General features: G+C 52.3%; 12 protein-coding genes. All 12 read left to right on the top strand.

Annotated elements, in window-relative coordinates; translation table 11 throughout:
- Positions 1-67 precede the first annotated feature (67 nt).
- Positions 68-364: a UxaA family hydrolase gene (locus tag BUA14_RS03600; RefSeq protein WP_072771323.1), complete on the top strand. Its 297-nt coding sequence runs from the start codon at positions 68-70 to the stop codon at positions 362-364.
- Entirely contained in the window at positions 354-1,508 is a 1,155-nt protein-coding gene (locus tag BUA14_RS03595; RefSeq protein ID WP_072771322.1) for a UxaA family hydrolase, read from the top strand. The genes BUA14_RS03600 and BUA14_RS03595 overlap by 11 nt, the downstream gene beginning before the upstream one ends.
- 136 nt (positions 1,509-1,644) lie before the next feature.
- Positions 1,645-2,448: a creatininase family protein gene (locus tag BUA14_RS03590; protein ID WP_242954537.1), complete on the top strand. Its 804-nt coding sequence runs from the start codon at positions 1,645-1,647 to the stop codon at positions 2,446-2,448.
- 18 nt (positions 2,449-2,466) lie between these two features.
- Positions 2,467-2,823, top strand: coding sequence for a cupin domain-containing protein (locus BUA14_RS03585; protein ID WP_072771321.1), 357 nt, complete (start codon positions 2,467-2,469; stop codon positions 2,821-2,823).
- 83 nt (positions 2,824-2,906) lie between these two features.
- Positions 2,907-3,890, top strand: a complete 984-nt coding sequence (locus tag BUA14_RS03580) for a phosphoglycerate dehydrogenase (RefSeq protein ID WP_084078344.1) — start codon at positions 2,907-2,909, stop codon at positions 3,888-3,890.
- 20 nt (positions 3,891-3,910) lie between these two features.
- Positions 3,911-5,125, top strand: coding sequence for a LeuA family protein (locus BUA14_RS03575; RefSeq protein ID WP_072771320.1), 1,215 nt, complete (start codon positions 3,911-3,913; stop codon positions 5,123-5,125).
- A gap of 19 nt (positions 5,126-5,144) precedes the next feature.
- The gene (locus BUA14_RS03570; protein WP_143153419.1) at positions 5,145-6,962 is read left to right on the top strand and encodes an aldehyde ferredoxin oxidoreductase family protein; all 1,818 of its coding nucleotides are present in this window, start codon (positions 5,145-5,147) and stop codon (positions 6,960-6,962) included.
- Between the two features lie 17 nt (positions 6,963-6,979).
- The gene (locus tag BUA14_RS03565; protein ID WP_072771319.1) at positions 6,980-8,650 is read left to right on the top strand and encodes an FAD-binding protein; all 1,671 of its coding nucleotides are present in this window, start codon (positions 6,980-6,982) and stop codon (positions 8,648-8,650) included.
- A 52-nt stretch (positions 8,651-8,702) separates the two neighbouring features.
- Positions 8,703-8,906 (top strand): 4Fe-4S dicluster domain-containing protein, encoded by a 204-nt coding sequence (locus tag BUA14_RS03560; RefSeq protein WP_072771318.1) that lies wholly within the window; start codon positions 8,703-8,705, stop codon positions 8,904-8,906.
- Between the two features lie 24 nt (positions 8,907-8,930).
- Positions 8,931-10,424: a tripartite tricarboxylate transporter permease gene (locus BUA14_RS03555; RefSeq protein ID WP_072771317.1), complete on the top strand. Its 1,494-nt coding sequence runs from the start codon at positions 8,931-8,933 to the stop codon at positions 10,422-10,424.
- Complete coding sequence (locus tag BUA14_RS03550) at positions 10,424-10,966, top strand: hypothetical protein (protein WP_072771316.1); 543 nt, start codon at positions 10,424-10,426, stop codon at positions 10,964-10,966. The genes BUA14_RS03555 and BUA14_RS03550 overlap by 1 nt, the downstream gene beginning before the upstream one ends.
- A 129-nt stretch (positions 10,967-11,095) precedes the next feature.
- Positions 11,096-12,142, top strand: coding sequence for a Bug family tripartite tricarboxylate transporter substrate binding protein (locus tag BUA14_RS03545; protein WP_072771315.1), 1,047 nt, complete (start codon positions 11,096-11,098; stop codon positions 12,140-12,142).
- Position 12,143: the final 1 nt, after the last annotated feature.

Raw genomic sequence — 12,143 nt, 5'->3', positions numbered from 1 at the left:
TGTTCCCTATTCAAACTGATTTAAACAAGGCCCTTGTTTAAATACATCATTTTAAAGGAGGAAGAGTATGGGCAAGCATAAATTCCTGGTGCATGAAGACGGCGATTATGTGGGTGTGGCCATTGAAGACATCCAAGCCGGAGAAGAGGTCATGGGAGTCGATTTGCACTCAGGCAAGAAGTTCCAGGTAACATCCAATCATGACATTCCCCTTGGCCATAAAATCGCTCTAAGGGCAGCCAAAAAAGGAGAAGCTCTCATCAAATACAGTGAGAGCGTCGGCACGGTTACCCAGGATATCCAGGTTGGGGATTGGGTACATACCCATAACCTTAAGACTGCGAGGTGGGATTATGGAAACTAAGATTTTAGGGTACCGCAGAGAAAACGGGCGGATTGGGATCCGCAATCACGTCTTGATCATTCCTGTGGATGATTTGTCCAATGCCGTCTGTTTGGCCGTTGAGCATAATATCAGAGGCACGATGGCCATACCCCATCCCTACGGTCGTTTACAATTCGGAGCCGATCTGGAACTGCATTTTCAAACCCTGATCGGCGCCGGCCGCAACCCTAATGTGGCAGCCGCCATTGTCGTGGGTATTGAACCCAACTGGGCGAAAAAGATTGCCGACGGCATCGCGGAGACCGGCAAACCTGTTGCCTATTTCGGGATCGAGGGATACGGCGACCTCAAAACCATCGAACGGGTTTCCCGCCAGGCCCAGGAGTATGTACAATATGCAACCTCTTTGGAAAAGGTGGAGTGTGAATTAAAGGATCTCGTCGTCAGCTTCAAATGCGGCGAATCGGATACGACTACAGGGCTGGCCTCAAATCCCACGGCCGGCGTGGTCGGAGACCGCCTGGTTGAAATGGGCGGAACAATTATCTTTGGGGAAACCCCGGAGACAACCGGTGCGGAACATGTGCTGGCCAAACATTTTGCCACCCCGGAACTTGCCGGGAAGTTCCTGAAAGTTCATAAGGATTATCTGGATTTGATTGAATCCAAGGGCGCGGATCTGTTGGGAACTCAGCCAACCCAGGGGAATATCGCCGGCGGCTTAACCACCATTGAAGAAAAGGCGTTCGGCAACATTCAAAAAGCCGGCAAGACACCCATCGTCGGGGTGCTGGCGCCCTGCGAGGAACCCCAGGGTCCCGGCCGCTACTTTATGGATACGTCTTCCGCTGCGGCTGAGTGTATCACCGTTATGATGGCTGCCGGCGCCGTACTCCATATCTTTATTACCGGCCAGGGCAATATTGTCGGCAATCCCATCGAGCCCGTCATCAAAATGTCCGCCAACCCCAATACCTGCAAGCATATGGCGGAGCATATCGATGTGGATATCAGCGGGGTCCTGACTTTGGATTTAAGCCTTGAAGAAGCGGCCGACAAAGTTATGGAATGCCTTGTGAAAACCGCCCGCGGACGTTTAACGGATGCCGAAGCTCTTAATCACAATGAGTTTGTTCTGACCCGCCTTTATCCAAGCGCTTAAGGTTCATTGCCCCTGAAGGGAAAAGTAAGGGTGCGGGCAGTCCCGCACCCTGCTCCGGGGCCTTCAGACCAGATAAAAGCGGGCAGTCCAGTGTTACGGCTTTCGGGCAGCAGCCGGGAATTTCTCAGGTGGAATTATGGGAAAAAGTCTTAAGAAAAAAGTCTTAAATGGAGTGAGAAAAGTGACAAGCGAAACGAACAATTATTTGCTGGAGTTAACCCAGCCGGAAGCGGAAGCGATCCTCAGGCGGTCCCAATTAGCCATAATACCGAACGGCAGTGTGGAGCAGCATGGCCCGCACCTTCCCTGCGGCACGGATCATTACTGCATTATGGCTATTGCCCGCAAGGTTGCCTCAGGGCTGGACGGTTTATTGCTTCCCTTCAGCCACACCGGAGTTACGCCATTTCATGAATCTTTTGCCGGAACCCTGACTTTGCGTCAGGAAACTTACGTCAATCTGCTTTTGGATACGGCGGTAAGCGTCATCAACCACGGCGTCCAAAAGATACTTTTTGTCAACTGGCATGAGGGCAATACAACCTCCATCAATTACGCGGCCTCTCAATTGCAGAAGGAATACGGGGTAACCTGTGTTGTTGCTCAGGCCTGCTACATTGCGGAACAGCTTTATAAAGGAGAGGCGGATCTGACCCATGCCGGCGCCCTGGAGGTGCTTCCGGTTATGGCCTACCGCCCCGACCTGCTTAAACTGGAGCGGGCGACCAACCCGTCTCCTTATGAGGCGGCCAAAGAAGTAGACGCCTTGCGCCGTTCCAAATCGGTTTATCCTATTTTGAAAGATATCCGGCAGATAGCGCCTACCGGCTGGTACGGGGACCTGGATATCGTCAGCAAGGAAAAAGCGGCGGAACTGGTGGAGCGGGTCAGTGCAGAAATCATCACGGCGGCCCAACAAATATTTGAGCGTATGCAATAGCAGAAAGAGGCAGAAAAGGTGTTTACTTTGGTTAATATTAATGAAGCAAAATTTCAGCAGGCCACAGGAAGAAGGATAGCGGAACTGGCTTCTGCCGCGGTAACGGGAACAGAAGGAGTCACCTGCCGGATTGTCGAGGTTCTGCCTGAGCAGCAAGGGGGGGCGCGCCAGCCCCATACCCATTGTGATGTGGAAGAAGTGATCTTTGTTTTGGAAGGGCAGGGGAAACTCTGGGTGGAGGAACAGGAAAAAGATATTTTAAAAGATGACTTAATCGTTGTCCCCATGGAAACGGAGCACCGGATCATCAACCCGGGGGGCCAGCGGCTCCGGTTGCTTTGTTTTTTCCCGAAAGCCCGGGTGGAAATTCCTTAACTCAGGTTCCGCAGCATCGACGAATGCAGAATCAACTAATGAAGAAACGACTAATGCACAAGCGACTAATGAAGAGATGAGTAATGCAGAAAGAAGGATGGGCAGTGGCTCAATACACGGTATTATCAACTTCTCCGACCTTTACAAAATATTCGCCTCAGGCTGCTGGCATTTTGGAAGAGAAGGGTTGTCGGCTGGTCATGATTCCGCCCAACGGAATGCGCGAAAGGGAGGACTTTAAAGCGGTTTTGGCTGAAGCTCATGTCTGGGTGGTGGGTATTAACAAAGTATATGCCCAGGACCTGGAAGCCGCCCCCAATCTGAAGCTGATCATCAAGCACGGTACCGGGGTGGACAGCATTGACTTAAAAGCGGCTGCCGCCAGGGGAATTACCGTAGCCAACGCCCCCGGGACCAACGCCAACTCAGTGGCCGATCTGGCTTTCGGCTTTATGCTGGGCCTGGCCAGGCAGATTGTCTCGGCGGATAAGCGCACGCGGGAGGGCTTCTGGGGCACTGTCATGGGTAAAGATGTTTACGGCAAAACCCTGGGCGTTTTAGGATTGGGACAGATCGGCAAAGGAGTGATCCGCAGGGCCAGCGGATTTGAGATGAACATCCTGGGCTATGACCTGGTCCATGACAGTCAGTTTGAAAAGGAATACCGGGTGAAGGCTGCAACATTGGAGGAGATTATGTCTGAAGCGGATTATATTTCCGTCCATTTGCCCCTCCTGGCAGGTACAAAAAATATCATCGACCGCAGTTTGCTGGAAAAAATGCGCCCCACAGCTTTTCTCATCAATACCAGCAGAGGGGGCGTGGTTGACGAAACAGCCCTCTATGATCTGCTGAAGGAGAAAAAAATAGGGGGAGCCGCTCTGGATGTCTTTGCCATAGAGCCGCCCAAGCAGTCGCCGTTTTTTGAATTGGACAATGTCATTGTGGCGCCGCATATGGGGGCTTATACCGAGGGTGCTATGGCAGGCGTCAGTGAAATCGTAGCGGAGAGCATTGTCCGGGTTCTGGCAGGAAAAGAACCGCTATCGGTCATTAAGACCAACTAAAAAGCAAAGGAGGGACTCCGGTGAACGGAAAGTGGTGGACGAAGGACTGGTGGGTAAGCGAATACAATTACCACGAAGAAGTAGTCAAGGATTTGCGTCTTCCCCAAAAGATTGAAATTCACGACGCGACGCTGCGGGACGGGGAACAGACTCCTGGTGTAGTGTTCAGCAAAGAGGATAAAGTAAGAATTGCCGAATTGCTGGCCGAAGTGGGAGTGGACCGGATTGAGGCCGGCATGCCGGCGGTATCCAAAGATGATGCCCAAGCGATTGAGGAGATTGCCAAACGCAATTTGGGACCCAAGATTATGGTGTTCTGCCGGGCGATGCGGGAGGATGTGGATCGGGCCGTGGATTGCGGAGCGGATGGGATCGTTCTGGAAGCGCCCAGCGGCTATCCGAAGCTTAAATATCAATTTGCCAGTAAGTGGACGGAAGAAAGCCTGACCGAAGCCGTCATCAATACTATCAGCTATGCCAAGGAAAAGGGACTGTTTGTCAACTATTTCCCCTTTGATACGACCAGAGCGGAACTGCCTTTTCTCAAGCGGCTTCTGACCAATGTGACGACTCAGGCCAAACCGGATTCGGTAACGGTGGTGGATACCACAGGTTCCATCACTCCCACCGCCATGCGTTACCTGGTCAGGCAGGTCAGGGAAACCATCGATCTGCCCCTGGAAGTACATACCCACAACGATTTCGGGCTGGGCACAGCAACGACTTTCGCCGCGGTGGAAGAAGGTGTGCAGGTGGTGCACAGCTGCATCAACGGTTTGGGTGAGCGGACCGGAAATACTGCTTTGGAAGAAATAGCACTGGGTTTAAGGCTGCTCTACGGCCTGGAGCTGCCCAAATTCAACTTCCAGAAACTGAGTGAGCTTTCCCAGGAAGTGCAAAGGATGTCCGGCAAGACCCTGGCTCAAAACAAGCCGGTGGTCGGGCTGCTCCCTTTTACCCGGGAGATTGGTTTGGGAATGAAAGTTCTGGAAGATTATCCGACGGCTGTTTTCCCGTTTATGCCGGATTTTGTGGGTCAAAAAATGAAAATCGTCATGGGCAAGAAGAGCGGCAAGGAATCTGTGCTGATGAAGCTTGAGGCGGCAGGATTAAACGCCGATGAAAAGAAGGTACAGGAAATTGTTGCCCGCACCAAAGCTGCCGGAATTGCCAAAGGCAACTGGCTTGAAGACGAGGAGTTTTTGGTCATCGCACGCCAGGTATTGGACCGTTAAAGTCTTCAGGAGGATGGTTATGGTTTTTACGCACCGGATCATGGAAGTGAATCTGACAACGCATACCCATGGACAATATGCTATAGATCCAAAGTGGACCCGGGATTTTATCGGCGGGCGCGGCTTGGGAATCCGCTTGCTGTGGGAGAGGACGCCCAAGGGAATCGATCCTTTGGCACCGGAAGCCGAACTCTATTTGTTGACCGGACCCATTACCGGCATAGCCCCTGGGGGAGCCCATACCTGCCTCGTGTTCAAGTCTCCTCAGACCAACACCCTGAATTACTCGATCACCGGGGCACAGTGGGGTCAGGAGCTCAGGTCGGCGGGGTGGGATGGTCTGATTATTACCGGCAGATCGGAAAGACCGGTCTATCTTCTGATCGAAGACGGTGCTGTTCAGTTCCGGGATGCCTCACATCTGTGGGGACTGACCACCTTCGAGGCGGAAAAACAGTTAAGGGAAGAACTGAAAGACAGCCGGGTGAGGATACTGAACATCGGTCCTGCGGGAGAAAAGCTGATACCCTATGCCTCAGTACAGCAGGAGATGTTCCGTTCGGCCGCCCGGGGCGGCGGCGGGGCAGTCTGGGGGTCGAAGAATCTTAAGGCGGTTGCCGTGAGGGGAACCAGGGCGCTTCCTGTACATAACCCATCCCAGGCCATTCCCATCAGAAATGAAATGGAAAAAATACTCAAAGACAGCCGGACAACCATAAGGCGCACCTATGATCTGGTGCGCTGGGGGGGCAGTATGACCAATATGCCCCATTCTGATGAGGGACATCTGGATGTGGCCAATTACCGGGAAGGGCATTGGCCGGAGATCAACAAGATCGGCGGGCTGGCTTACGAAAGATTGTGCCGCGCCAGATCAAGAGGGTGTTTTGGTTGCCCTATGGGTTGCATGCCCCTGGGTGTGGTGCGGGAAGGGGAATTTTCCGGCAATGTGGTTTGTCCGGATCTGGAAGCGGCGGCTACTATGGGGTCGGGAATTCTGGTCAATGATTTGAATGCCATGGTGTACCTGACGCGCTGGGCGGACGAGCATGGCTTTGACAGTACCTCTCTCGGCAATATCACCGGATTTGCTATGGAATGTTATGAAAACGGATTGCTCCCTGAGGCTGAACTTGAGGGGATTGATCTCAGCTGGGGGAATGTGGAAGGCGTCCTCGCTCTTTGGAACAGGATTCTTAACCGGGAAGGCATCGGAGCACTCTTTGCGGAAGGGGTAAAAACGGCTGCCGCCAAGATCGGCGGCGGCTCCCAGCATTATGCCATGCAGGTGAAGGGACGTGAATTTGCCTGTTTTACACCCCAGGCCGATCATAAGCAGGGGTTGCAGTATGCTGTTTCTGATAAAGGGCCTGCCCATCATTTCGGGGGAAAAGCGGATCATACCCAACAGCGGACCTGGGCAGATCTATTGACGGCCTGCACCTGGCAAAGGCGGATGATTAAACCGGAGATTTATCTGAAGCTGCTGAATGCCGTGACGGACTGGCAGCTGCAGGCCGGGGACTGGCCATTGACCGCTGAGCGGATTTTGCTGCTGGCCCGGGCTTATAACATCCGGGAAGGGTTGATTCCTTTACGTGACGATGTCCTGCCGGAAAGAGTTCACGCCGACAAACTGACCACAGGGGTCGGAGCGGGCCAGGTGTATCCGCGGGAACAGTTCGCCATGGACAGAAAGGCCTGGTATGGAGAGCTGGGCTGTGATGCCGGGGGATTTCCGACCCCGGAGGCCCTTAAGGAGCACGGGCTGGAGTTTGCCGTACCTGTTGTGGAGAGTTCCCGCCGGGACTCGGTCCAAGGATGTATTGAAAGGTAACTAAGGGGAGAATAAGTGTGAAGAATGAATGCTGGATTAAAACAGATGTTTTAGTGGTAGGGGGCGGTTCCGCAGGGACGATGGCAGCCCTGGAGGCGCGCAAGACCGGTCAGGAAGTGGCCCTGGTGGATAGGGGCGGAATTTATCGCAGCGGCTGTGGCGCGGCGGGAAACGATCACTTTCTGGCAGTCCTGGAGTCCGGTCCTGATTGGGATACTCCTGAGGTTTTTCTCCAATGGTATAAGCGTCTCACCCAAGGCCTGACCGACATTAAGATTGCGGAGAAGGTTTTTGTGCAAAGAATCAAATCCCTGGTCAGGGAATTGGAGGACATGGGAATTCCCATGAAGGATCCCGGACATAAAGATTATATCCGCACCCGCTCCTTTGCCCAGCCGGGAGATTACTTTATTAATTTTGACGGACGGGCCTTGAAACCCATGGTTTCCAAGAAAGCAGAGCAGGCCGGGGTAAAGCTTTATGCTCAAATCGCCATAACCGATCTGTTGGTGAGTGAAGGGAAAACAGTCGGCGCAGTCGGCTTTCACATCAGAACCGGAGATTTTTATGTGTTTCAGGCCAAAGTGGTTGTTCTGGCCACAGGCAACGCCACCAGAATGTATGAAAATCCCTCGGGAATGGCGTTCAATACCTGGCATAGTCCGTACAATACCGGGACTGCCCAGGCGATGACCTTACGGGCGGGCGGCGAGGTAAAGAATCTTGAATTTGTCAACTATACGATTACGCCGAAGAATTTCAGCGCTTCCGCCTTGAACGCTGTGGTCGGGATGGGAGGACACCTGGTTAATGCCAGGGGGGAGCGCTATGTCTTCAAATACCACGAAAAAGGCGAGCAGGGACCCCGCTGGGCCATGCCATGGGGAACTTATATGGAAGAGCAGGAAGGCCGGGGGCCATGCTATTTTGATGTCAGGCATCTTTCGGAAAGTGATAAAAAGCACCTGCTTGAGCATCTGCTGCCCGTGGATAAGAATACCTTTATGGATTATTGTGAACAAAAGGGTATCGACCCTGGCACAGACCTGATGGAAATACAAATCAGCGAAGGACAGCATCCTGCCTTCCTGGGTTCGGTCAGCGGAATTTTCGTGGATGAGTTTTGCCGCACAACCCTTCCCGGCCTTTTCGCCGGCGGTGCCTGCGCCGTAGGAATCGGCAGCCTGGCCGGCTCCATGTGCTTTGGGCAATCGGCAGGAGCTGAGGCGGCTCAGTATGCGCTCCAGAACAAGAAACCGGCTGAACCTTCCCCGGAACAGATTGCCCAATTAAAAGAAACCGTCTACGCCCCTTTCCAAAGCAAGGGAGATTATACCTATCAGGAAGCGGAAGACAAGCTGCGTCAGATTATGAGCGACTATCTCAGCATCAACCGGTCGGGGGCAGGGCTGAAAACCGGCTGGCAGGAATTGCATAAGTTGCAGGAAACCTTTGGCCTGGTTAAAGCAGAGAACGGACACGAACTGATGAGAATTCATGAACTGAGAGATCTGCTTTTGATCAGCAAGGGGATAGCTTTCGGGGCCCTGACCAGGACGGAAAGCCGTTTTGGCTTATCCCATTATCGCCGTGATTATCCGGAGACCCGGGCGGAGTGGCATAAATCGACTCACCTGACCTGCCGGGAGGGAGAGTTGAAGGTTCGTTATGTTCCCGCCGACAGCTGACTTCCGGAAGCGGTTTGTTTTATCGAGTTACGCCCAGAGAGGAGGGTGCAGGGTGCAGCCAGTTAAAATCGATTATATCCGTTGCAATGGGTGTGGTCTTTGTGAACGGAATTGCCCGGGAGATTTGATTTTTATGGATGAAAGGACAAAAATGCCGGTGGTTAACTATCCGGATGAGTGCTGGTTATGTGGAGCCTGTCGTATGGACTGTCCTAAAGATTGCATTAAGATTGTGTTTCCCTTGGTCGCCTTATAAAAAGAATAAACAAGGAGGGATGTTATGTTACAGGCTTCACTGGACGGGCTTATGTCACTTTTTACCTTTCAAGCCATGTCGTACATGACAATCGGGGTCGCTTTCGGGCTGTTGATCAGCTTTATGCCGGGACTGGGCGGGATTGTGGCCATGGCCCTGCTCCTGCCGTTTACCTTCGGGTTAGGGCCGACGGCGGCGTTGGCCCTGCTTCTGGGAGCACACATAGCCACAATTTTCGGGAGTTCAATCAGCGGGATTTTATTTAATGTTCCGGGCGCCGCCAAAAGTGTGACGGTTTGTTTTGACGGTTATCCCATGTCCCAAAGAGGTGAAGGTTCCCGGGCCCTTGGAGCGGCAGCGATGGCTTCTCTGCTTGGCGGCATTATCGGAGCGGTTTTTCTGACCTTCTCCCTGCCCTTTATGAGGGCGGTTATGCTCGCCCTGGGTCCTTCGGAGTATTTCATGATGGCGGTGTGGGGGCTGACCATTATCGCCATCTTTAGTGAAGGTTCCGTACTCAAAGGATTGGTCGCCGCCGGCCTGGGCCTTTTGATTTCCTTTATAGGGATGGATCCTGTGACCAGCACCGCCAGGTATACCTTTGACATTCTCTTTTTGCTGGACGGGATTGAATTCCCGGTAGCGGTAATCGGCCTGTTCGCCGTATCCCAGATGATTAAGCTGTATGTTAAAGGTGAAACCATCGCCCAGCTGTCCACCGTGGAGAATACCTGCACGGTCTGGGACGGGGTTAGAGACGTTTTCAAGCACTGGCGCTTAGTCATTTCCTCAAGCATCCTGGGACTTTTTATCGGCGTACTGCCGGGAGTCGGCGCCAGCGTAGGCGGCATCGCGGCTTATGGACAAGCGGTGCAAACATCCAAGCATCCGGAAAAGTTCGGGACCGGCATGGTTGAGGGTGTTATTGCCCCGGAAGCCACCAATGCCGCCAACGAAGGGGGAGGCTTGATCCCTACCCTGGGGTTCGGCGTTCCGGGGGGAGAGAGCATGACCATTCTCCTCTCCGCCTTTCTTACCATGGGCATTCAACCGGGCCGGGAATTGCTGACCACCAATTTAAGCGTCGTTTTTGCGATGGTCTGGATTATTGTTTTTGCCAATATTTTAACCACCGGAGTGGGCTTGGCAATATCACAAAAATTGACCAAACTGACGACCCTGCCCCATAATGTTCTGATTCCGATCATCCTGTCCATCTGTTTCATAGGGTCCTATTCCGTCCGGGGAAGACTGGGAGACGTGGTGGTAACCGCGGTCTTTGGGGTGATCGGTTATTTTCTGGATAAGTACAAATATTCAAGAGCGGATCTGGTAATCGGGATGGTTCTCGGTATGATGATTGAGCGCTATATGCACATATCCCTCACCCTTTACGGCAACACATTTTTTATCACCAGACCTGTCACATTCATCATGCTGCTGATCATTATCATTACAACTGCCTATCCGTTTATTAAGCGGTGGCGGAAATCAGCTACGACGGGAGGGGCAAGCTGATGAGCAATCTGAAAGTAAGTAAGCGGGCACAGGAAAATATCATAGCGATTATCTTATTCTTGGTATTTGTCGTCTTTCTGGTGGTGTCCTTTGACTATGGGCCAAGAGCCAGGATGATACCGATACCGGTGGCAGTTGTTTCTTTGCTCTTAATCCTGCTCCAGCTCATTCTGCAAAACACGAACTCCAAGCTGGATTTAAATGTTGACCCGGCCAACTTGTTCAAATCCACCAAAAGCGGTATGGCGGTTGAAGAGGAGAAATTGGAGACCATCGGGGCGGCGGCCGGCAAGAAGCGCGGCGGTTCCCAGTGGGTAGCGCTCTCCTGGTTGGGGATCATATTGCTCCTGATTCTGCTGATTGGAGTTATACCGGCCATGTGCGTGTTTGTCTTCGGATATCTTCTCTTGATCACCAAGCTGAAGTGGTACATGGCTGCCTGTTTTGCCGCTATAGACACCTTCGTATTGTATGCCTTATTTGTTCTGCTGCTGCAGCGGGAGATGTACGAAGGTCTGCTGCTGTCGTTGTTATTTCATTAGGGAGGTGATGGTTGGGCATCCAGGAAAAACTCTGTGTATTCGAGGAAATATCTGCGCGAAAGAAAAGGCTAAGTGGGGAATGGCTCTAAGCAAAGGATCCAAGAGTAAAATTTAGGAGGGTCAAGAGCAATGTTGAAAAGATCAAAATGGTTTGTACTGCTCATCGTTATAGCGCTGGTAGCCGGCAGTATCACAGGTTGCAGCAGTTCTGCCGGTTCTGCAGCATCTGCAGGGGCGGAGAAAGGTTTCTATGAGGGAAAAACGATTACCCTGATTGTACCTAACACCGCGGGCAGAGGAATGGACACCTACGCCAGGATGATTGTCCCTTATATTCAGAAATACTCCGGGGCCAAAAATATTATTGTCAAGAATATTACCGGAGCCGGCGGGGTTGTCGGGATTAACGACTTATGGAATGCCAAACCTGACGGATTGACCATTGCATTCACCAGTATACCCACAATTATTTTATCCCAGCTTTCCGAGGGGGAAGGGGTAAAGTATGACGCAACTCAATTCACTTATCTGGGGAGAGCCTCGACTGAGGCGAGAATACTGACTGTTGGGGGAAACAGCGGTATTAAAAGCATAGAAGATGTGGCTAATTTAGGCCGTGATTTTAAATTCCCAACCCAAGGCACGGATGAAGACTTTTTCACCATGGCGGTCATCGCCAATAGTCTTGGCTTCGGACTCAAAGCAATCACCGGTTACGAAGGGAATGCCGATACGGCTCTGGCCGTGGTCAAAGGAGACGGCGACGGACACATTACAGCCGCTATGGATGCAGCCACCATGATCAAAGAAGGAGATAAGCATCCTATCCTGATCATTGCATCGGAAAGAATGACAGAGTACCCGGACGTGCCCACAGCCCTTGAAGTGGTTCAGGACGAAACAGCGAAAGCCTCCTTGCAGGCAATCGTCAGTATGCTTGAGATGCACAGGAGTTTCTTTGGGCCGCCAGATATGGATCAAGAGGCTACCAAGGCATTGCGGGAGGCCATCTTCCAGGCCTTAAACGATCCGGAATTGCAGGCCAGGGCGGAACAGACCGGATTACCCCTCGTACCCATGAAGGGTGATGAAGAACAGGGTAAGGTGGGGATTATCGCCGAAGGCGGCAAAAATATTGTACCCATCTTAAAAGCTGCTGTTGAGGCCACGAAATAAA

It is taken from the genome of Desulfitobacterium chlororespirans DSM 11544, from assembly GCF_900143285.1.
Lineage (GTDB): Bacteria > Bacillota > Desulfitobacteriia > Desulfitobacteriales > Desulfitobacteriaceae > Desulfitobacterium > Desulfitobacterium chlororespirans.
Note: the sequence above shows the minus strand (reverse complement) of the source record. Positions and strands in the feature narration are given on the sequence as shown.

Coding starts and splice junctions, on each gene's coding strand:
- BUA14_RS03595 (WP_072771322.1), top strand. CDS start 354: ATGGAAACTAAGATTTTAGGGTACCGCAGAGAAAACGGGCGGATTGGG.
- BUA14_RS03555 (WP_072771317.1), top strand. CDS start 8,931: ATGTTACAGGCTTCACTGGACGGGCTTATGTCACTTTTTACCTTTCAA.
- BUA14_RS03550 (WP_072771316.1), top strand. CDS start 10,424: ATGAGCAATCTGAAAGTAAGTAAGCGGGCACAGGAAAATATCATAGCG.
- BUA14_RS03545 (WP_072771315.1), top strand. CDS start 11,096: ATGTTGAAAAGATCAAAATGGTTTGTACTGCTCATCGTTATAGCGCTG.
- BUA14_RS03600 (WP_072771323.1), top strand. CDS start 68: ATGGGCAAGCATAAATTCCTGGTGCATGAAGACGGCGATTATGTGGGT.
- BUA14_RS03580 (WP_084078344.1), top strand. CDS start 2,907: ATGCAGAAAGAAGGATGGGCAGTGGCTCAATACACGGTATTATCAACT.
- BUA14_RS03570 (WP_143153419.1), top strand. CDS start 5,145: ATGGTTTTTACGCACCGGATCATGGAAGTGAATCTGACAACGCATACC.
- BUA14_RS03590 (WP_242954537.1), top strand. CDS start 1,645: ATGGGAAAAAGTCTTAAGAAAAAAGTCTTAAATGGAGTGAGAAAAGTG.